At 64.0% G+C, this 19,133-nt stretch carries 16 protein-coding genes; 9 read left to right on the plus strand and 7 right to left on the minus strand.

Annotated elements, in window-relative coordinates; translation table 11 throughout:
- The first annotated feature begins 144 nt into the window (after window positions 1-144).
- Window positions 145-1,101 carry a sugar kinase gene (locus KW824_RS01775; RefSeq protein ID WP_218408703.1) on the plus strand — a complete coding sequence of 319 codons (957 nt, stop codon included), beginning with the start codon at window positions 145-147 and terminating at the stop codon, window positions 1,099-1,101.
- Window positions 1,085-1,705, plus strand: a complete 621-nt coding sequence (locus KW824_RS01780; protein WP_218408704.1) for a bifunctional 4-hydroxy-2-oxoglutarate aldolase/2-dehydro-3-deoxy-phosphogluconate aldolase — start codon at window positions 1,085-1,087, stop codon at window positions 1,703-1,705. Before KW824_RS01775 ends, KW824_RS01780 begins: the two co-directional genes overlap by 17 nt.
- Before the next feature lie 76 nt (window positions 1,706-1,781).
- On the opposite strand, the gene araC is transcribed toward KW824_RS01780, so the two are convergent.
- The 4 genes from araC to KW824_RS01800 all read right to left on the minus strand — a co-directional run bounded on the left by araC (window position 1,782) and on the right by KW824_RS01800 (window position 6,435).
- Window positions 1,782-2,693 carry an arabinose operon transcriptional regulator AraC gene (araC, locus tag KW824_RS01785; RefSeq protein ID WP_041205593.1) on the minus strand — a complete coding sequence of 304 codons (912 nt, stop codon included), beginning with the start codon at window positions 2,691-2,693 and terminating at the stop codon, window positions 1,782-1,784.
- A 145-nt stretch (window positions 2,694-2,838) separates the two neighbouring features.
- On the minus strand, window positions 2,839-3,840 hold the full coding sequence (gene araH, locus KW824_RS01790) for an L-arabinose ABC transporter permease AraH (RefSeq protein ID WP_043132145.1): 1,002 nt from the start codon (window positions 3,838-3,840) through the stop codon (window positions 2,839-2,841).
- Window positions 3,841-3,888: 48 nt separating this feature from the next.
- A complete protein-coding gene (araG, locus tag KW824_RS01795; RefSeq protein ID WP_218408705.1) occupies window positions 3,889-5,385 on the minus strand; it encodes an L-arabinose ABC transporter ATP-binding protein AraG in 1,497 nt (498 codons plus the stop codon).
- A gap of 66 nt (window positions 5,386-5,451) precedes the next feature.
- Entirely contained in the window at window positions 5,452-6,435 is a 984-nt protein-coding gene (locus tag KW824_RS01800; protein ID WP_218408706.1) for an arabinose ABC transporter substrate-binding protein, read from the minus strand.
- 361 nt (window positions 6,436-6,796) lie between these two features.
- Between KW824_RS01800 and KW824_RS01805 the strand changes: the two genes are divergently transcribed.
- Genes KW824_RS01805 through araA form a run of 3 tightly spaced genes read left to right on the plus strand, consistent with a single transcriptional unit; the run spans window position 6,797 to window position 10,696 of the window.
- Window positions 6,797-8,488 carry a ribulokinase gene (locus KW824_RS01805; RefSeq protein ID WP_218408707.1) on the plus strand — a complete coding sequence of 564 codons (1,692 nt, stop codon included), beginning with the start codon at window positions 6,797-6,799 and terminating at the stop codon, window positions 8,486-8,488.
- Entirely contained in the window at window positions 8,485-9,183 is a 699-nt protein-coding gene (locus tag KW824_RS01810) for an L-ribulose-5-phosphate 4-epimerase (RefSeq protein WP_218408708.1), read from the plus strand. Before KW824_RS01805 ends, KW824_RS01810 begins: the two co-directional genes overlap by 4 nt.
- A 13-nt stretch (window positions 9,184-9,196) precedes the next feature.
- Window positions 9,197-10,696, plus strand: coding sequence for an L-arabinose isomerase (araA, locus tag KW824_RS01815; RefSeq protein ID WP_218408709.1), 1,500 nt, complete (start codon window positions 9,197-9,199; stop codon window positions 10,694-10,696).
- Window positions 10,697-10,802: 106 nt separating this feature from the next.
- Here the strand turns inward: araA and KW824_RS01820 are convergent, their stop codons facing one another.
- A complete protein-coding gene (locus tag KW824_RS01820; RefSeq protein ID WP_182785634.1) occupies window positions 10,803-11,693 on the minus strand; it encodes a LysR family transcriptional regulator in 891 nt (296 codons plus the stop codon).
- 114 nt (window positions 11,694-11,807) lie between these two features.
- Between KW824_RS01820 and KW824_RS01825 the strand changes: the two genes are divergently transcribed.
- The 3 genes from KW824_RS01825 to KW824_RS01835 are packed head-to-tail and all read left to right on the plus strand — an operon-like array spanning window position 11,808 to window position 14,607.
- Entirely contained in the window at window positions 11,808-12,959 is a 1,152-nt protein-coding gene (locus tag KW824_RS01825; protein WP_218408710.1) for a methionine aminotransferase, read from the plus strand.
- A gap of 8 nt (window positions 12,960-12,967) precedes the next feature.
- Complete coding sequence (locus KW824_RS01830) at window positions 12,968-13,783, plus strand: carbon-nitrogen hydrolase family protein (RefSeq protein WP_218408711.1); 816 nt, start codon at window positions 12,968-12,970, stop codon at window positions 13,781-13,783.
- Window positions 13,784-13,836: 53 nt separating this feature from the next.
- Window positions 13,837-14,607 (plus strand): ABC transporter substrate-binding protein, encoded by a 771-nt coding sequence (locus KW824_RS01835; protein ID WP_042649351.1) that lies wholly within the window; start codon window positions 13,837-13,839, stop codon window positions 14,605-14,607.
- Between the two features lie 130 nt (window positions 14,608-14,737).
- On the opposite strand, the gene KW824_RS01840 is transcribed toward KW824_RS01835, so the two are convergent.
- Together KW824_RS01840 and mprF are read right to left on the minus strand one after the other, a co-directional pair.
- Window positions 14,738-15,466 (minus strand): AcvB/VirJ family lysyl-phosphatidylglycerol hydrolase, encoded by a 729-nt coding sequence (locus KW824_RS01840; protein WP_218408712.1) that lies wholly within the window; start codon window positions 15,464-15,466, stop codon window positions 14,738-14,740.
- Between the two features lie 10 nt (window positions 15,467-15,476).
- Window positions 15,477-18,032, minus strand: a complete 2,556-nt coding sequence (mprF, locus tag KW824_RS01845) for a bifunctional lysylphosphatidylglycerol flippase/synthetase MprF (RefSeq protein WP_218408713.1) — start codon at window positions 18,030-18,032, stop codon at window positions 15,477-15,479.
- 237 nt (window positions 18,033-18,269) lie between these two features.
- Between mprF and KW824_RS01850 the strand changes: the two genes are divergently transcribed.
- Entirely contained in the window at window positions 18,270-18,986 is a 717-nt protein-coding gene (locus KW824_RS01850) for a metallophosphoesterase (RefSeq protein ID WP_256351223.1), read from the plus strand.
- Window positions 18,987-19,133 lie beyond the last annotated feature (147 nt).

The following is a 19,133-nucleotide window of genomic DNA, read 5'->3' on the forward strand; positions in this document are numbered from 1 at the left end:
CATGCTGCCCCGCCCCCGACATCAAGATCGCACTGCCAGCCCCACAGACGGATCACACAAAAAATTTATGAAATGATGTTTTATTTTATTTGATGTCTATGGGACATTAAATATAATAACGGTGTCATCAACACGGGAGGGCATATGCCGACCAAGATTGCCGTCATTGGCGAGTGCATGATTGAGCTATCCGAGAGCAAGGCGGGCATAGTACGTCACTTTGGAGGGGACACCCTCAACACCGCCGTCTACCTGACCCGCACCCACCCCGAGCTGTCCGTGCACTATGTGACGGCGCTGGGGACGGACAGCATGAGCGACACCATGCTGACCCAGTGGCAGCAGGAAGGGGTGCACACCGAGCTGGTACAGAGGCTGGAGCACAAACTGCCCGGCCTCTATCTTATCGAAACCGATGCCCGGGGCGAGCGCACCTTCCATTACTGGCGCAATGACGCAGCCGCCCGCTACTGGTTGCAGGGAGAGGACGCCGAGTCTATTTGCCAGCAGTTGCAGCAAGTTGACTGGATCTACTTAAGCGGCATCAGCCTCGCTATCCTCCCCCCCGCCGATCGGGCCAGCTTGCTGCAGCAAGTGGCCTTGTGTCGAGCCAAGGGTGTAAAGATCGCCTTTGACAACAACTTCCGGCCACGGCTGTGGGAAAACCAAGAGGCCGCACAACGGATCTATAGCGCCGTGCTGGCCCTGACCGACCTCGCCTTCCTGACCCTGGACGACGAATTTTCCCTGTGGGGTGACAGCCAGGAGGCCGAGGTGGTGGCGCGTACCCAAGGGTTCGGCGTCCCCGAGATCGTCATCAAACGGGGCGCCGCCCCCTGCCTCATCGTACAGGGTGAGCAGCGCTGCGAAGTGGCGGCCATGTCACTGGCCAGGGAGCAGGTGATCGATACTACGGCAGCCGGCGACTCCTTCAGCGCCGGCTACCTCGCCACACGGCTCGCCGGGCACACGGCAAGCAAGGCGGCTCATTATGCCCATCTGCTGGCCGGCACCGTCATCCAGCATCGCGGGGCAATCATTCCCGGCTCGGCGATGCCCCCCCTTCCCACCTCTGAGGCAACCCATGTCAACCTTGCTTGAAACACTCTCAACCCTGAAGATCATCCCCGTCATCGCCATCCAGAATGCCGACGATGCCGTGGCCCTGGGCCAAGCCCTGATGGACAACGGCATGCCGAGTGCGGAGATCACCTTCCGCACCCCGGCGGCTGCCGAGGCCATCCGTCAGTTGCGTGCCGCTTTCCCCGAGATGATCATCGGGGCCGGCACCGTCCTCACCACGGCCCAAGTGGATCAGGCCATCGACGCCGGGGTGGACTTCATCGTCAGCCCCGGCCTCAACCCGCGCATCGTCCAGTATTGTCAGGCGCGCGGCGTGCTGATGATCCCGGGGGTCAATAACCCCAGCCTGGTCGAGCAGGCGATGGAGCTGGGCCTTCGCGCCCTCAAGTTCTTCCCGGCTGAGCCCTCCGGCGGTCTCCCCATGCTCAAGGCCATGAGCGCCGTCTATCCAGTCAGCTTCATGCCCACCGGTGGGGTCAGCCCGAGCAATGTGAAAGCGTACCTGGCCCTGAATTCGGTGTTTGCCTGCGGTGGTACCTGGATGGTCCCGGCGGATCTCATCGAGAAACAGGAGTGGGAAAAGATAGGCGCCCTGGTTCGTGAGGCCATGGCGGCGCTCTGAGCCCAGATCCGCACCTGAATGACAAAGCCCTCATCACGAGGGCTTTGTCGTCTCTCTGACCTTGCCGAACCCGGCATCACAGCGGGGTGGCGCATTTGCGGTATTCGGTGGGGCTGACCCCTACCCGCTTCCTGAACACCCGCGAGAAGTAGAGCTGATCGTCATAGCCCACCTGTTGGCCGATAGTAGCCACCGACATGGGGGTGGTCTGCAGCAGCAGCTTGGCCCGCATGATCCGCTGATCCTCGCGCCAGCGCACTATGCTCACCCCCACCTGCTCGCGAAACAGGTGGGCCAGCCGTGACGGGGACAAAAACACCTGCTCGGCCAGCGCCTCCACCGAGATCTCGGCGCAGAGCGATTCGCTCAGGATCTGGCACGCCTGGTGAACCCGGTGGTCGATGGTGGGGTAGGCATTGAGGGAGGAGGCTTCATAGCAGCGAATGAGCAGCCGCTCCAGCAGGTTCATGGCCAGCTGTTCCGACATGGGTCTGAGCTGCTGGTGGGTCTCTTCGATGTCGAGGAAGAGGGCGTCGAACTCGGCGAGCAAGGCGGCGTCCGCCAGTTGCAGGCGCCCCACCCGCTCAGTGACCTGGGGCCACTTGAGCCAGTCGGCCCAGTAGGCCCGCGGCCGGAAATAGACCCAGCGGTGATACCACTCCCGCGCATCCGGCGCCCGGCCGTAATGGTGCACGGCCGCGGGCGGAAACAGCAGCAAGTCGCCTGGCTCCACGGTGAATGCCTGATCCCCCTGGAAGATCTGCCCCTTGCCCTTGATGGTCAGGTTGACGATGAAGCCCTTCATTCCCTGGGGCCGGTCGATGATGAAGTCGAGCGCACTCCCCTGCTCGATGGGGGTCATGCCCGAGACCAGGAACACATCGAAGGCGTAGCCCGGCAGCAGGGGATTGAGTTGTTTCGGCTTCTCTTTTTGCATCGAGGACATGGCGGAAAACAGCGCTTGGGTAAAAAAATCGGCTTGGGTCATTGTAAAGACTCACCTTGGGAACGCGCTATCTGGCGCTCAGCGCCGTGTGAAATTGGTGAACTGGCTCACAACGGGATGTGCCGTGAGCCATGGTGCCACCCTGGGCAGACCCGCTGAACGCGGGCCGGCACCGGTTGGACAGGGATCAGACGCGCGCCTTGCGCACCTGCTTGTAGCGGTCGAACAGCACGGCGGCGAGCAGGATGAGGCCACGCACCACATACTGGGCAAACGGGGAGATGTTGAGCAGGTTCATGGCGTTCTCCATCAACCCCAAAATCAGCACCCCGGCGATGATGTAGGAGATCTTGCCGATCCCCCCCTTCATGGAGACCCCACCCAGCACGCAGGCGGAGATCACCACCAGCTCGAAGCCGATGGAGGTCATGGGCTGGCCCGAGGTCATGCGCGAGGCGAGTATGATGCCCGCGATGGAGGCAATCAGCCCGGTCATGGTGAAGATGATGATCTTGGTGCGCACCACATTGACCCCGGCCAGGCGTGCCGCCTCCTCATTACCCCCCATGGCCAGGGTGTTGCGGCCAAAAGTGGTCTTGTTGAGCAGCAGGCCGAACAGCACGAAGCAGACGGCGGTCAGCCAGACCGGGGTCGGGATGCCGAGCAGGGCTGAGTTGCCGAGTTCGAAGAAGCCCTCTTCCACTATGCCGACCGCCTTGCCGTCGGAGATGATGTAGCCCACCCCCCGTGCCATCTGCATGGTGGCGAGGGTGGTGATGAGGGCGTTGATCTTGAATTTGGCCACGACTATGCCGTTGATGAGGCCAAACAGCACCCCCACCGACATGCCGGCCAGGATGCCCACCGTGATGCTCTCGGTGGCGTTGATGCCGACCGCGCAGGCGACGCCGGAGCAGGCCACCACTGAGCCGACCGACATGTCGAACTCGCCGGAGGCGAGGCAGAACAGCATGCCGCAGGCCACCATGCCCGACATGGAGACGGCGAGCCCGAGCCCGCGCATGTTGATCAGGCTGGCGAAGTTGGGTACCAGCACGCAGGCCAGCAGGAACAGGATGGCGAAGATCACCAGCATGCCGTATTGATCCCAGACGCGGGCCAGTTGCAGGCGGGAGCCGCTGGTCGTCGCGGTGCTGGCGGCCTGGCCGACTGAGGTAGTAGTTGTCATGGTTTTTCTCCTGAAAATTCCGGGTGCTATCTCGTTGCGGTCAGCAGATCAACGGGCCGGCATGGCCAGATTGAGCGCCTTGACCTCGTTGGCCTCATCGTGGGAGAGCTCGCCGGCGATCTCCCCCTCCCGCATGACCATGATCCGGTCCGCGATGCCCAGCACTTCCGGCAGCTCGCTTGATACCACCACCACGGCGATGCCCACCTTGGCCAGATCGTAAATCACGTTGTAAATCTCGTTCTTTGCCCCGACGTCGATGCCGCGGGTCGGCTCGTCGAGCAAGATGACTTTCATGTCCTCGGAGAGCCAACGCCCCAGAATGGCCTTCTGCTGGTTGCCGCCGGAGAGGTTCATGATGGCCTGATGGGGAGACGGGGTCTTGACCCGCATGTCGCGGATCCGCAGCCTCGCGTTCTCGTCCTCCCACTGCTGGTTGATCCAGAAGCCCCCCCACGCCTTGTGACGGCGGGCGCTGATGTTGATGTTCTCCTGCACCGAATGGATGGGGATGATGCCGAGCGCCTTGCGGTCTTCGGTACAGAGCATGATGCCGCTGCGAATGGCGTCGATGGGGCTGCCGATGACCACCGGCTTGCCAAACACGGCTATCTCGCCGGTGCGCATCTTGTCGGCGCCAAAGATGAGCTTCATCAGCTCGCTGCGACCGGCCCCCACCAGCCCGAAGATGCCGAGGATCTCCCCCCGTTTGACCTCGAACGACACTGGCGCCTTGAGGCCAGGTCCCATCAGGTGCTCCACCTTGAGGCCCACCTCACCGAGCGCTCTGGGGCTGTAGCCGTAGATGTCGGTCAGCTCCCGTCCCACCATGGTCTTGACCAGCAGATCCCGGTCCACCTCGGCCATGGAGGCGAAGGTGCGCACGAACTGGCCATCCTTGAATACCGTGATGGCGTCGCACAGGGCGAAGATCTCGTCCATCCGGTGGGAGACATAGAGAATGACCTTGCCCTCGTCCCGCAGCTGACGTATGACCCGAAACAGCTGCTCAATTTCGCGCGACGACAGGCTGCTGGTCGGCTCGTCGAAGGCGATGACGCTGGCGTCCCGGGTCAGGGCCTTGGCGATCTCCACCATCTGCCACTGCCCGAGCGACAGGTACTTGAGCGGCGTCTCCGGCGACACATCCATGCCGAGGCGCGCCAGCTGTCTGGCCGCATCCTGATAGAGTTTCTCCCGATCGATGACGCCGCGCCGGGTGGGCAGCTGCCCGAGGTAGATGTTCTCCGCCACGCTCATCTCGGGCACCAGATGCAGCTCCTGATAGATGATGGCGATCCCGCTCTCCAGGGCGTCGACCGTGTCTTGAAACACCTTCTCCTGGCCCGCCAGCTTCACCACCCCTGTGGTGGGAGCCTGAAAGCCGCTCAGGATCTTGAGCAGGGTGGACTTGCCCGCGCCGTTCTCCCCCATCAGGGCGTGCACCGAGCCCTGCTGGCAGCAGAAGGAGACGTTCTGCAGCGCCTTGACGCCGGGGAACTCCTTGCTGATGCCGCAAAACTCCAGATAAGGAACTTGATTCATGAGATGACTCCAGCCAGCCGGCACGGCGCAGGGCGCCATGCCGGCATGGGTATCAGGGATTGGCGATCACATACCTTTCTTCTGCAGCTCGACCTTGAAGTTGTCGCGGGTGATGAGCACCACGTCGGTCACCTCGGTGAACTTGGCCGGCTCTGCGCCGTTGACTACCCAGTCATGGAGCATCTGGATGCTCTTGTAGCCGTGCACGTCCGGGCTTGGCAGCAAGGAGCCGAGGAAGCCGGTGGCGCTGGACTTGGAGAGCTCGTTCACCGCATCCACACCATTGATGCCGATGCCGATGACGTTGTCGGCCTTGAAGCCCTGCCCTTCGGTGGCGCGCACACCGCCGAGCACCGTATTGTCATTCATGCCGACGATGAGCCAGTTCTTCACCTCGGGGTGCTGCACCAGCATGGAGTTGGCGGCATCCAGGGCCCCCGGAATGTCGTTGGCCTTGGTGGGAGAGCGGTAGATCTGGCCTTCGGGGAAACCGGCGGCTTTGAGCGCACTCAAGGAGCCGTCGACCCGGCGACGGGCGGTATCCAGCTCGTCGGCGGTGATGGCGAGCACGCCGGTGGCCTTCAGGTCCCACTGACGTTTTTGCATCTCCTTGTAGAGCTCCTGGCCCTGGCGTTCACCAATCTTGGTGGCGGCCATCATCACCAGGGGCACCTGCTCCATGGGCTGGCCCTTGGCGTTGACGAACTGGTCGTCCACCGTGATGACCTTGAGATCCATGCTGTTGGCCTTGGCCATGATGGCGGCCCCGAGCTTGGGATCAGGGGTACAGATGACGAAGCCCTTGGCGCCGTTGGCCGCCAGGCTGTCGATGGCATTGAGGGTCTTCTCGCCATCGGGGACGGCTATCTTGATCACCTCGAAGCCGAGATCCTTGCCCGCCTTGTCGGCGAAGTTCCATTCGGTCTGGAACCAGGGCTCCTCCGGCTGCTTGACCAGATAACCCAGCTTCAGCGCCTCGGCCGAGAAAGCAGAATTTGCCATACCAAGGGCAAACCCCATTGCGATCATGCTTTTAACGATTTTGTTCATGCGAGTGTCTCCAGGTGTTCTATCAATCCATGTATCCATGAAGCGCGGCCATCGGGTCCATTCCTCAAGCTGCCACATAAAAACATGTCCAAACATGACGTTATTGTTGTTGCTAGATGAGCGAACCAAGTTGTAATCGTTTTCACATGGAAAAATGGAGAGCAGGATCACGCCATGAAATTGCAGCCGTTTCGTCTATATAATTAGCAAAATTGTCACATACCCAATTCTGGATGGCCGTCACCCTCTTGCAGCAACAGCGTTAAAATCCATATTTCCAGCAGCCAATGGCTAACCGCCCCTCAGGTCCATCTCCTATGGTTCCTCACCAGTCACCCCTCATTGATGGTCAGGAGCACTTATGTCTGAGCACCCCAGGTCCGAGCACATCGCCATCGGACTCGATTTCGGCAGCGATTCGGTCAGGGCACTCGCCGTGCGCTGCCACGACGGCGCCGAGCTGGCAACCCAGGTCGTCTATTACCCCCGCTGGCAGGCCGGTCGTTACTGCCAGCCGGTCACCAACCAGTTCCGCCACCACCCCCTCGACTATCTGGAGTCCATGGAGCAGGCGGTGGTGGCGGTGGTGAGTCAGCTCACCCCGCGTCAGCGCGCCGCCGTGCGAGGCATAGGGGTGGACAGCACAGGCTCCACGCCAGCCCCCATCGATGCAGAGGGGCGTGTGCTGGCCCTGCGCCCGGAGTTTGCCGACAACCCCAACGCCATGTTCGTGCTGTGGAAGGATCACACCGCCATCGAGGAGGCCGAGGCCATCACGGCGCTGTGCCACGGCGGCCAGTTCCCCGACTACAGCCGCTACATCGGCGGGGTCTACTCCTCCGAGTGGTTCTGGGCCAAGATACTGCACGCCTCCCGAGCCGATGCGGCGGTGCGCGCCGCCGCCTGCAACTGGGTCGAGCTGTGCGACTGGGTGCCCGCCATCCTGAGCGGCACCCAGGCCCCGGCCGACATCCGGCGCGGGCGCTGCTCCGCCGGCCACAAGTCCCTCTGGCACCCGAGCTGGGGCGGCCTGCCCCCCGCCGATTTTCTCAACGCCCTGGATCCGCTGTTGACCCAGGATCTCGACTACCCGCTCTTTACCGACAGCTGGACCGCCGATCTGCCGGTCGGCACCCTGACCCCCGAGTGGGCGGAGCGGCTGCACCTCTCCTGCGAGGTGGTGATCGCCGGCGGCGCCTTTGACTGCCACATGGGGGCGGTGGGGGCCGGGGCTGGCAACAATGCGCTGGTCAAGGTGATAGGCACCTCCACCTGCGACATCCTGATCGCCGACGAGGCCACCATCGGCGATCGCGCCATTGCCGGGATCTGCGGCCAGGTGGACGGCAGCGTGGTGCCGGGCATGGTGGGGCTGGAGGCGGGACAATCGGCGTTCGGCGACATCTATGCCTGGTATCTGCGCCAGCTCGGCTGGCCGCTGGAGAGCCTCGCCGCCCAGTATCCGGAGCTTCGCACCGCCATCGAGGCCCACAAGCGGGAGCTGCTGCCAAGCCTGGCCGCCGCCTGGGAGCAGCAGCGCGATCTGGCCCACCTGCCGGTGGTGCTCGACTGGTTCAACGGTCGCCGCACCCCTTACGCCAACCAGCGCCTGCAAGGCACCCTCACGGGGATCAACCTCGGCACCGATGCCCCCGATCTCTTTGGCGCCCTGGTGGCCTCCACCGCCTTCGGGGCCCGCAGCATCATGGAGTGCATGACCAGTCAGCAGGTGCCGGTGGAGCAGGTGATCGCCCTTGGCGGTATCGCCCGCAAGTCGACCACAGTGATGCAGACCTGCGCCGACGTGATGAACAGGCCCATCCAGGTGGTGGCCTCGGATCAGTGCTGCGCCCTGGGGGCGGCCATCTTTGCCGCCGTGGCGGCAGGGATCCACGGCGATGTGGCCGAGGCCCAGCGCCACATGGCGAGCGCCGTGGAGCGCACCCACCAGCCTAACCCTGAGCGGGTCGCCGAATACGAGCGTCTCTACCAGCGCTACCTCGCCTGGGGCGCCGCCGCCGAGCCGCTCTACAACCGGGGGATGCCGGCATGAACCTCCAGATGCTCAAGGAGCAGGTGCTCGTCGCCAACCTGGATCTGCCGCGCCACGGCCTGGTGACCTTCACCTGGGGCAATGTGAGCGGCATCGACAGAGAGCGCAATCTGGTGGTCATCAAGCCGAGCGGCGTCAGTTACGAGCGGATGCGGGTCGAGGACATGGTGGTGCTGGATCTGGCGGGCAAGCAGGTGGAGGGGTCTCTGCGGCCCTCCTCCGACACCGCCACCCACCTGGTGCTCTATCGCGCCTATCCCGAGCTTGGCGGCGTGGTGCACACCCACTCCACCCATGCCACCGCCTGGGCCCAGGCGGGGCGCGCCATCCCGATCTTCGGTACCACCCAGGCCGACTACTTTCACGGCGAGATCCCCTGCTCGCGCCTGCTCACTCCGGGCGAGGTCGAGGAGGATTACGAGGGGCTGACCGGCCACCTCATCGTCGAGACCCTCAAGCAGACCCCCATCCTCACCATGCCGGGGGTGCTGGTGGCCAACCACGGCCCCTTCAGCTGGGGCAAGAGTGCCGAAGACGCGGTGCACAACGCCGTGGTGCTGGAGGAGGTGGCGCGCATGGCCTGGCTCACCGGCCAGATAAACCCGGGGGCACGCCCCCTGCCCGATTACCTGCTGGAGAAGCACTACCAGCGCAAACATGGCAAGCACGCCTATTACGGCCAGACAAAAGCATAATGAGGACACCAAGATGGAATTGATGAAACAGCTGGAAGTGTGGTTCCTGGTCGGCAGCCAGCACCTGTATGGCGCCACCACCCTGAAGCAGGTGGCCGATCACGCCCACACCATCACCAGCCAGCTCAACGAGCGCGCCGGCCTGCCGGTCAAGATAGTGCTCAAGCCCACCGGCACCACCCTCGACGAGATAAGCGCGGTAGCCCGGGATGCCAATCACGACGAGCGCTGCATCGGGCTCATGGTGTGGATGCACACCTTCTCCCCCGCCAAGATGTGGATCCCGGCACTCAGCCAGTTGCAAAAACCCCTGCTGCAGTTCCACACCCAGTTCAACCGGGATCTGCCGTGGAGCGAGATCGACATGGACTTCATGAACCTGAACCAGACCGCCCACGGCGGCCGTGAGTTCGGTTTCATGGGGGCCCGTCTGCGGCTGCCGCGCACCGTGGTGGTCGGTCACTGGCAAGATGAGGAGGCCCACCGCAAGCTGGGTAACTGGATGCGGGTCGCCGCCGCCATTCACGACAGCCGCCACCTGAAGATCGCCCGCTTCGGCGACAACATGCGCAACGTGGCGGTCACCGAGGGTGACAAGATTGAAGCCCAGATCCAGTTCGGCTATCAGGTGAACTACCACCCGGTCGGCGATCTGGTCAAAGTGATCGACGCCGTGCCCGCAAGCGACATCGAGGCGCTGCTGGCCGAATACGAAGAAAGCTACACCCTGACCGAGGCGGTGCAGGCGGGCGGGCCGCTTCGCGCCTCTTTGTATGAGGCGGCGCGCCAGGAGCTGGGGATGAAGAAGTTCCTCACCGACGGTGGTTTTGGCGCCTTCACCACCACCTTTGAAGACCTTCACGGCCTGCACCAGCTGCCGGGGCTCGCCTGCCAACGCCTGATGCAGCAAGGCTTCGGCTTCGGGGCGGAAGGGGACTGGAAGACGGCCGCCCTGCTGCGCACCCTCAAGGTGATGGGGGCAGGTCTTGCAGGCGGCACTTCTTTCATGGAGGACTACACCTACCACCTGGAGGCGGGCAACAACCTGGTGCTGGGGGCCCATATGCTGGAGGTCTGCCCCTCCATCGCCGCCGATAAACCCGTGCTGGATGCACAACATCTGGGCATAGGCAAGAAGGCCGATCCGGCCCGCCTGCTGTTTGCGGCCCCCGCCGGCAAGGCGGTCAACGCCAGCCTCATCGACATGGGCAACCGCTTCCGGCTGGTGGTCAATCAGCTCGAGGTGGTAGACCTGCCAGAGGCCATGCCGAAACTGCCGGTGGCCAGCGCCCTGTGGCAGCCCATGCCGGACCTGCAAACCAGCGCCGAGGCCTGGATCCTGGCCGGGGCCGCCCACCACTCGGTGTTCACCCAATCGGTGGATATCGAACAGCTGCGCACCTTCGCCGACATCATGGGCATAGAGTTCGTGGTCATCGACGAGCACACCCGCATTCCCGCCCTCAAGGAGCAACTGCGCTGGAACGAGGTCTACTACAAGATCTGCCACTGACCCCTTAATCGGCCAGTAGCCATCACCATGACAACAGCCCCGCTCGCGGGGCTGTTTCTTTTAGGGGCAGACTGATATCACTCAGTCAGGGAGACACTGACAGCAATCAGGGTTGGTCGCGGCTCTCCAGTAACCAGTGATAGGTGCGGGCCACGCCCTGGCGCTGGCTGTCGGGGCGGGCGATCAGGGCGTATTCGTGATCCGTCTCCAGCACGGGGGCAAAGGGGGCGACCAGGGCGCCGCTCTCCAGCTCCTCGGCCACTATGGTGGGATCCCCGAGGGAGAGGCCGAACCCCTGCAGGGCGGCATTCATCGCCAAGTCCAGGGTATCGAACAGCTGTCCCCCCTGGGGCTGCCAGGGGATGTCGAGGAAGGCGGCAAACCAGTTGCGCCAGTCCCGCCGATCGGCGCTGGCATGGATGAGTGGCAGCAGGGGCAGCTCGTTCAGGTCGCGCTCGAACAGACGATGCTTGGCGGCAAACGCCGGGGCGCAGACCGGGGTCAGCCGCTCTTGAAACAGGGGTTGGCTGTGGGGATAGCGTCCCAGGCAGGGCTGATAGACGATGGCGAGATCGAAGGGTTCCCGGGAAAAGTCGATGCCATGGCTGTGGCTGCCGCGCACCTCCACCGCCTCCCCTTCGAATGCCTGCAACCGTCGCAGCAGCCAGCGGCTGGCGCAGGAGGGCACCTTGATGCTGATGGCCTGCTCGTGGGGCAGGGTCTGCAGGGCACTGAGCCCTTCCCCCATGCGGGCAAGCCCCTCGCGAACGAAGGGCAGCAGCCGCTCGGCGGCCGGGGTCAAGGTGAGGCAGCGGGTGCCGCGCACGAACAGCAGATGGCCGAGGCGCGCCTCCAGCTGGGCGATCTGCTTGCTCACCGCCCCCTGGCTCACGCACAGCTCGTCGGCGGCCAGGGTGAAACTCAGATGGCGGGCAGAACACTCGAATACCTGCAAGCCATACAGGGGCAACTGGCTGCGGGGTTGGGTGGACAACATACAAGCCTCCATGCTTGAGAAAAACTCATGCATAACATGCCGAATAATCCGTTGTCCGGCAACCCTTGCGGGGGCTAAAAAGGGACCTCTTTAACACACTCAGGTGACGGCGCCATGTCTTCCCCCCGCATTGTCAGCAAACTGCCCCAAGTGGGCACCACCATTTTCAGCGTGATCGGGGATCTGGCCGCCCGCCATCCCAGCATCAACCTCTCCCAGGGGGCGCCGAGCTTCCCCTGCGATCCCGAGCTCATCCGGGTGACCCACGAGGCCATGCTGGCCGGGGAGAACCAGTATGCCCCCATGACGGGGCTGCTCGCCCTGCGCGAGCAGCTGGCGGCCAAGATAGCGACCAGCTACGGCCACCACTATGACGCCGGTGAGGAGATCACCATCACCGCCAGCGCCAGCGAGGCACTGTTCTGCGCCATCACCGCCCTGGTACACCCGGGGGACGAGGTGATCATGTTCGAGCCGGCGTTTGACAGCTACCGCCCCATGATCCAGTTGCAGGGGGCCACCCCTGTGGTGATCGCCCTCAAGGCCCCGGACTTTGCCATCCCCTGGGAGGAAGTGGCCGCCCGCATCACCCCCCGCACCCGCATGATAGTGCTCAACACCCCCCACAACCCCACCGGCACCGTCTGGCAGGCGGGGGATCAGGAGCGCCTGGCTCGCCTGGTGCGCGGCACCGACATTCTCATTCTCTCGGACGAGGTGTACGAGCACGTGGTATTCGACGGCGCCCTGCACCAGAGCGTCATTCGCTATCCGGAGCTGGTGGAGCGCTCCGTCGCCGTCTTCTCCTTCGGCAAGACCTTCCACGTCACCGGCTGGCGGGTGGGTTACTGTGTGGCCCCCCGCCCCCTGATGGAGGAGATCCGCAAGGTGCACCAGTTCGCCATGTTCGCCGCCGACACCCCCATGCAGTACGGCTTCGCCCACTTGTTGCAGCAACCGGCCCACTATCAGGGGCTGGCGGCCTTCTACCAGCGCAAGCGCGACCTGCTGACCTCGGCCCTGGCGGATTCGCGCCTGACCCTGCTCCCCTCGGCGGGCAGCTTCTTCATGCTGGCGAGCTACGAGCGGGTAAGCGACGAGCCCGACAGCCTCTTCGTGCAGCGGCTCATCCGCGATCACGGGGTCGCCACCATTCCGGTCTCCGCCTTCTATCACGACGGCACGGATCAGCGGGTCATCCGTCTCTCCTTCTCCAAGGATGACGACACCCTGCTGGCGGGCGCCGAGCGCCTGTGCGGCGTCTAGGAGGCACCATGGATTCACTGCGCGTTGCCGTCCTGCAGATGGTCTCCGGGGATGATCTCGATCACAACCTGACCCAGGCCGAGGCACTGCTGCGTCAGGCGGCGGCCGAGGGGGCCGAGCTGGTCCTGCTGCCCGAATACTTCTACCTGATGCCGGTTGACGAGCGGGCGCGGGTGGCCCTGGCCGCCCCGGTGGAGGATCACCCCCTGCTGGCCTGGGCCCGGGAGCTGGCCCGGGAGCTCGGAGTCTGGCTGCTGGCGGGCACCCTGCCGCTCGTAAGCGACGAGCCAGGCAAGATGCACAACAGCAGCCTGCTCATCGACCCGCAAGGGGAGCTCGCGAGCCGCTACGACAAGCTGCACCTGTTTGGCTTTTGCACCGGGCAGGAGCAGTATGACGAGGCCGCGACCATGAGCCCGGGCCGGGAGGTGGTGAGCCATCCCCTGCCCTGGGGGCTGCTGCGTCTCGGGATCTGCTACGACCTGCGATTCCCCGAGCTGTTTCGCCTGGACCCCGCGCCTGATTTCATCGCCCTGCCCGCGGCCTTCACCCACACCACCGGGCTCGCGCACTGGGAGCTGCTGCTGCGGGCCCGGGCGGTGGAGAACCTGGCCTTCGTGCTGGCCTCGGCCCAGGGAGGTGAGCACCCCGGCGGGCGCCGCACCTTCGGCCACAGCATGATCATCGATCCCTGGGGCCGGGTACTGGCTCAGGTAGAGGAGGGTCAGGGACTGGCCATCGCCACCCTGGATCTGGCGGCCCAGCGCCGGGTGCGCAGCCAGCTGCCAGCCCTCACCCATCGCAAGATAGCCGTCGGCCCTTGAGGCCGGCACCATTTAGCACGCTAGGAATGACATCACACTTCAAGGGACTGACCATGAAACTCAACACCGCAATGATGCTGATGGCCCTGGCCACCGCGGGCCAGGCCGCCGCCAAACCTCTGGTGATCGCCACCGACGCCACCTATCCTCCCTTCGAAATGGTCGACAGCAGCGGCAAGCTAGGCGGCTTCGAGGTCGATCTCGCCTATGCCCTGTGCGCGGCCATGAAGACCGAGTGCGAAGTGATCAACCAGCCCTGGGATGCCCTGCTGCCCGGCCTGCAGGTGCGCAAGTACGACGCCATCATGTCCTCCATGAACATCACGGACGAGCGGCGCCAGAAGGTCGCCTTCAGCCAGGTCTATTACATGATGCAGAACCGCTTCGTGGGGCGCAGCGACAAGGCTGCCGACTTTGCCGACACCCCTGAGCACTTCAAGGGCAAGGTGATAGCGGTGCAGGAGGGCACCCCCCAGGACAACTTCATCACCGCCCGCTACGGTGACGTGGCCAAGATCAAGCGCTACGTCAACGCCCAGTCTCCCATGCTGGATCTGCAGTCCAGCCGCGCCGATTACACCTTCGGCAACATGGTGCAGTTGAAGGTGGGCTTCCTCGACAAGGAGATGGGCAAGCAGTTCGCCTTCGTCGGCCCCCAGTTCAACGGCACTCAGGACAAGATCCTGGGAGAAGGGGTGGCGGTGGCCCTGCGCAAGAAGGATGACAAGCTCAAGAGCCAGTTCGATGCTGCCATCGAGAGCGTCAAGGCCGATGGCACCTTCGATCAACTACTCAAGAAGTATCAGCTGGAAGACCTGCTCTAAGGCCGGTTGACTCGCCATCAAAAGCCGTATCACAGAATAAAAAAAACGCCAGTCAATTGACTGGCGTTTTTTTATTCTATTGACAGCTGAATGATTCTCTCAGTCAGCCTCCCCTGGCGGGCAAGGCAGCTCAGTGATCCTGCTCCTCCCCCGCCCAGGGCAGCCGATCGGCGATGCTCCGGTACAGCACTCCGTAGTCGTCGTCGAAGTGGTGGGATCCCGGCAGGGTCACTGTGGTGACATTCGGCTGCTGCAGGTGCGGGCAGAGTTTGACCGGGGAGTCGTCATCCGCCCCCTGTACGCAGAGCAGCGGCAGACTCTGGATGCGTTTCACCTCCGGCAGGGTCGGATAGCTGCCCCCCTTGTCGTGCACCACCATGTCGCTGACGTGGATCTCGAAATCCGACGCCGTCGAGGGCGAGAGCATCACGGCCCCCACCAGGCTGTCGCGATAGGCCGGCGGCAGGCGATTGATGACAAAGGGCACTATCTCGGCGCCAAAGGAGAAGCCCACCAGCAGCCAGCGCTGGCGCCCCCAGCGGGACTGGTACTCGGTGAGGATGCGCACCAGATCCGCCGTCGCCTGATCCGGGGTCTTCTTCTTCCAGTAATAACTGAGCGAGCTCCAGCCCACCACCGGCATACCGTGACGCTGCAACTCGGCGCTGAGCCCCTTGTCGAGTGCGGCCCAACCGCCATCCCCGCTCATGAAGACCACCATGGGGGCGGACGAGGTTTGCGCCACCGGTAACTCCACCAGCCCCAGATCCGTGCCGACCCGGCTTGGCTGGGCGGCGACCGCCGGCAGGGTGAACGAAGAGACGAGACAGCAAATCAACAGCAACAACATGGCTCTCATGGGCCAACTCCTATTTCTTCATGAGCCCGAAGGGGCCGCGACTGATGAGGGAGACGAGGTGAGTCAGGGTGCGGGGCAGCACCAGATGACCGGTACAGAGCAGGTAGCGAGGCTCCCACCTTGGGCCGAACTTCTCCTTGTAACGCCGCAATCCCTGGAAGTTGTAAAAGCGGCTGCCCCGGGTGAACAGGGTGTTGCCAAGGCGGGCCCAGTATCCGCCGAGGGGGTTATCGGTGAACCCCGACATGGGAGCCATCCCCAGGTTGAAGCTGGCATAGCCCTCCTGTTTGCCCCACAGCAGGAGCTCGACGAACAGGAAGTCCATGACGGGGGCCGCCCCCGTGTCCAGGCTGTAGCGCATCAGATCGATGGAGAGGCTCTCCTTGTTGTCGCTGATCCAGAGGTTGGCAAACCCGACGATCTGCCCCTCGCGCCGCACCAGCGCCATCGGGTTGAGGGTCAGGTAGGCTGGCTCGAAACTGCCCACGGAGAAGCCCTTCTCCTTGCCCTGCTTGCTGTGCAGCCAGCTGTCGGAGATCCCCTTCAACTCGGGCAGCAGGGCGGCAATCTCACTTGCGGCCACCACCTCGAAGCGCAGTCCTTCCCGCTTGCCCTTGGCGTGGCTCTGGCGCAGGTTGCGCAGGCGGCTGCCGGCGAGATCGAAGCCGTGCAGATCCACGATGGCCTCCTCCCCCAGCTTGAAGGGGATGAGCCCGAGATCCAGGTAGACAGGCAGATAGCGGGCAGACACCTGGTAGAAGACCGGGCTGACGTCGTGCTCGTCACAGCGCTCGCGAAACTGCCAGAGCAGCTCCTCCACGAGGGTGGGCTGGCCGACGGGATCCCCCATCACTATCCAGCTGCTGCCTTCTGCCCCGTACATCAGGAAGGCCTCGCCGCTTGGGTGGAACAGCAGGGATTTGTCCCCGAGCTGGGCCAGGTAACCGTGGCCTCCCCCTGCCCGCATCACCAGCCCATGGGCACGGGAGAGCGCCTCTGCATCCGGCTTGTCGGTGGCGAGGCGCAAAGGGGCCAGCAGATGGGCTACCCCGACCACCGCCAGCACACCGATGACGCTCCCCATGGCACGCAGGGCGCGGGAAGCCGCCCCGGGCCCGTGGGCCGAGACGTGCAGCCAGAGGGAGGGGTCATACTCCACCTGCCGATAGGAGAAGAGCAGCAACCACAAGGCTCCCAGCAGCACGGCCCCCACCGACATCAGCCAGGAGGGGGTGAACCGGGCGTGGAGCAGGGAGCCCTTGCGATAAAAGAGCGGGCGGCAGGGGGTGATGACGAGCAAGAAGCCCCCGAGCAGCAGGGCAGACTCCCAGTCAAACCCCTTGAACAGGGAGAACAGCATGCCGAGCCCCAGCAGCCACTGGGTGATCCTGAAAGCCCCGTCATGACGGCGATAGAGGCTGTGAGCCAGCAACAGCAGCAGCACGCCGCTGACGCTGCCGAGCACATGGGAGAGCTCAAGCAGGTGCAGGGGCAGCACCTGCAGGAAGGCCTCGATCCGCCCCCTCATGGTGGGGATCATCCCGGAGCAGAGCAGCAGAGTACCCGCCGCGAAGGTGCCCATGCTCACCAGGGCGGGCACGAACTCCCGGGTCGCCATCATCATCCCCTGCAGCCGGTGCAGGCGGGCCCGCTGTTGCAGCAACTCCTGACCTGCGAACAACAGGAGGGCACAGAGGAAGGGCAGGAAGTAGTAGGCGCAGCGGTAGATCAGCAGGGAGGCGAGCAGCTTGTCCACCGGCAGATAGTGGGTGAGCAGCAGGCTCATGCTCGCCTCGAAGACCCCGATGCCCCCCGGCACATGCGCCAGCACCCCAAGCAGGCTCGAGAGCACGAAGGCACTGAGCAACACCGGATAGGGCACGCTACCCGATGGCAGCAGCACATAGAGCACGGCGGCGGCGGCCATCCAGTCGAGCAGGGCGATGAGCAGTTGCAGCTGGCGGTATCTGATGCGCGGCAGGAGCAGCAGGTGCCCGCGCCAGACCAGGGCCGCCCCCGGCCAAAATAGATAAACCAGCACCGTCAGCAGGGCCAGGGCCCCCGCCAGTTGTAGCAGACCGGTCGCCCAGCGCGGCCAGTGTGCCAGCAGGGCAGCCCCCTGCCCCAGCAACAGGGCGCTGCCCCCCCAGCCCAGCAAACCGAGGAAGAAGGTGATGGAGCAAAAGAGGATCACCCTGGCCACCTCTCCGGTGCCAAGCCCCAGGGAGGAGTAGAGCCGGTAGCGTACCGACGAGCCGGTGAGCAGCGCAAAGCCCAGGGTATTGGAGAAGGTGTAGGCGATGAAGGAGGTCATCCCCACCTGCTGCAGGGGCAGTCGCTTGTCCAGCACCTTCAGGGCCAGCAGATCGTAACAACAGAGGCAACCATAGCTGAGCAGGGTGAGCAGCAGGGCGGCCCCCAGCTGCGGCAAGGGTTGAGACCAGATGGCCAGGCGGATGTCGTGCCAGTGCCACAGGTGGGTCAAATGATAGAGGACGGTCAAGGCCGCCCCCAGCAGCAGCAGGCTGCACAGGGGGCCTATCCAGATCAACAGCTGACGCCGCATTCAAGATTCCTGTCAAAAAGCGAGATGACGACGCTGCCATGGGACGGCGAACAAGGCCCCCGTGGCACCTGCACATGAAAGGGCAAGGCGGGAAGAGCTCGCCACTGAGCCCCCTTTTCATGCATGCTGTCATATGATTTACCAGCCCCCGCGAGGCCGCCATCTTTCTTCTGTAACCTTATGTACGGCCAGACAAAAGCGAACAAGCCGCCCGTCGGCACGGGCAAGGAGATCGACATGAACCCGTCCCCGCTGATCAGACGCTTCTCCCGCAATCCTCTGGGGCGAGATCTCGCCGTCGGCGATATCCACGGCTACTTTTCGCTGCTGCAAGGGGCGCTGGACCAGGCGGGATTCGACCCCGCTCGGGATCGCCTCTTCTCCGTGGGGGATCTGACGGATCGCGGCCCCGACTGCACAGCCGTGCTCGAGTGGCTGGCCAAGCCCTGGTTTCACCCAGTCTGCGGCAATCACGACGACTATGTCTGCCGCTACGAGAGCTGCGATAGGGAGAACTGGATCCAGAACGGCGGCGGCTGGTTTCAGCAGCTGACCCCGGGCGAGCAGGGGGCGCTCGCCGCCCACTACCGCACCCTGCCTATCGCCATCGAGGTGGCCACTCCGGCCGGCCCGGTCGGGCTGCTCCACGCCGATTGCCCCTTTTCTTCCTGGCAGGGGCTGCTGGACCAACTGGATGCGGGGGTAAGCGGCGGTAGGCTTCGCGCCATCAAGAACGTCTGCCTCTGGTCAAGGCGCCGCATCGAGCGGCTGGATGAGAGCGGTGTCGAGGATCTCGTCGCCCTGGTGGTGGGCCACACCCCGGTGGGCCTTCCGGCCCGGCTTGGCAACGTCTACTACATAGACACCGGCGGCTGGTATCCCGACGAAGGCGGCTTCTTCACCCTGCTGGATCTGCACACCCTGATGCCCCTGCCCCCGGGTACGGCCCGATAAGCCCCCATCCAGCCGCAATCCTGCACAGTCCCCTGATACGACACCCTTGAGCGTTCAATAAACCGGCAGCCAGGGCGCCCGCGCTTCGCTCTGCCTGCGCTATGGTTTACCATGCTGGCAACTGCGGTGCATGGCACCGCCCACCCA

This window comes from Aeromonas sp. sif0611, assembly GCF_019218845.1.
In the GTDB taxonomy this organism is placed as follows: domain Bacteria; phylum Pseudomonadota; class Gammaproteobacteria; order Enterobacterales; family Aeromonadaceae; genus Aeromonas; species Aeromonas media.

What these genes read in the sequence shown, in the direction of transcription:
- KW824_RS01775 (WP_218408703.1), top strand. Translation starts at nt 145, where the DNA reads ATGCCGACCAAGATTGCCGTCATTGGCGAGTGCATGATTGAGCTATCC.
- KW824_RS01780 (WP_218408704.1), top strand. Translation starts at nt 1,085, where the DNA reads ATGTCAACCTTGCTTGAAACACTCTCAACCCTGAAGATCATCCCCGTC.
- araC (WP_041205593.1), bottom strand. Translation starts at nt 2,693, where the DNA reads ATGACCCAAGCCGATTTTTTTACCCAAGCGCTGTTTTCCGCCATGTCC.
- araH (WP_043132145.1), bottom strand. Translation starts at nt 3,840, where the DNA reads ATGACAACTACTACCTCAGTCGGCCAGGCCGCCAGCACCGCGACGACC.
- araG (WP_218408705.1), bottom strand. Translation starts at nt 5,385, where the DNA reads ATGAATCAAGTTCCTTATCTGGAGTTTTGCGGCATCAGCAAGGAGTTC.
- KW824_RS01800 (WP_218408706.1), bottom strand. Translation starts at nt 6,435, where the DNA reads ATGAACAAAATCGTTAAAAGCATGATCGCAATGGGGTTTGCCCTTGGT.
- KW824_RS01805 (WP_218408707.1), top strand. Translation starts at nt 6,797, where the DNA reads ATGTCTGAGCACCCCAGGTCCGAGCACATCGCCATCGGACTCGATTTC.
- KW824_RS01810 (WP_218408708.1), top strand. Translation starts at nt 8,485, where the DNA reads ATGAACCTCCAGATGCTCAAGGAGCAGGTGCTCGTCGCCAACCTGGAT.
- araA (WP_218408709.1), top strand. Translation starts at nt 9,197, where the DNA reads ATGGAATTGATGAAACAGCTGGAAGTGTGGTTCCTGGTCGGCAGCCAG.
- KW824_RS01820 (WP_182785634.1), bottom strand. Translation starts at nt 11,693, where the DNA reads ATGTTGTCCACCCAACCCCGCAGCCAGTTGCCCCTGTATGGCTTGCAG.
- KW824_RS01825 (WP_218408710.1), top strand. Translation starts at nt 11,808, where the DNA reads ATGTCTTCCCCCCGCATTGTCAGCAAACTGCCCCAAGTGGGCACCACC.
- KW824_RS01830 (WP_218408711.1), top strand. Translation starts at nt 12,968, where the DNA reads ATGGATTCACTGCGCGTTGCCGTCCTGCAGATGGTCTCCGGGGATGAT.
- KW824_RS01835 (WP_042649351.1), top strand. Translation starts at nt 13,837, where the DNA reads ATGAAACTCAACACCGCAATGATGCTGATGGCCCTGGCCACCGCGGGC.
- KW824_RS01840 (WP_218408712.1), bottom strand. Translation starts at nt 15,466, where the DNA reads ATGAGAGCCATGTTGTTGCTGTTGATTTGCTGTCTCGTCTCTTCGTTC.
- mprF (WP_218408713.1), bottom strand. Translation starts at nt 18,032, where the DNA reads ATGCGGCGTCAGCTGTTGATCTGGATAGGCCCCCTGTGCAGCCTGCTG.
- KW824_RS01850 (WP_256351223.1), top strand. Translation starts at nt 18,270, where the DNA reads ATGAACCCGTCCCCGCTGATCAGACGCTTCTCCCGCAATCCTCTGGGG.